Annotated in this window: 1 protein-coding gene; it reads left to right on the top strand. The window is 31.1% G+C overall.

Features of this window, described 5'->3' with window-relative positions:
* Positions 1–591 (top strand): hypothetical protein (locus B9N71_RS12940; protein ID WP_167370037.1); only part of this gene is annotated, 591 nt, incomplete at its 5' end.
* Positions 592–617: the final 26 nt, after the last annotated feature.

Raw genomic sequence — 617 nt, 5'->3', positions numbered from 1 at the left:
GATAGAGAGTGGTATTTAGAATGGGAAAATAATGCATGTAAAAGGATTGAATCACGCTATTTAGATTATGCAGGAACAGATCATTCAGGCAATTTAGAATTGTATTTTAATGAGCAAAAACAGATTAAACAAGTGATTATAAAAGATGATTATGCTTATGTTTCACTATTAGTACCTAGAGATGATTTAGGTCTTGATTTTAAAACTTTTGATGATTTACTGGCAAAACAAGATATTTTTGCCGATAACCTATCTATCTGGTCAATTGAGGATTCATTATTTAACCAATGGTTAGATCGTGGGCTTTTAAATCAGGTTAAGCAGTTAGAGTTATCCTATACAAATATTGAATATTCTACTCTTGCTAGATTAGCTGAATTACCTTCTTTACAAACATTAAAATGTAAAGAATCCTCCGTATATCAAACGAACCTCGTTTATGCCGAAAAACAAAAACAGCAATATCGAGCACAAGCACTTGCCTTATTTGCCCTACAACAAAATAGCAATATCAAAATAACCTTTAATGACGGCAGAATTGATTATTTTCAGGCATTTTTACCGGATGATTTAAAACAACAGCTTACTTAACAGATTAAAAAATCATGATAGTCAGA

Source organism: Gilliamella bombi (assembly GCF_900103255.1).
Classification (GTDB): domain Bacteria; phylum Pseudomonadota; class Gammaproteobacteria; order Enterobacterales; family Orbaceae; genus Gilliamella; species Gilliamella bombi.
The sequence above is the reverse complement of the archived record's forward strand: the minus strand, read 5'-3'. Positions and strand labels throughout refer to the sequence as shown.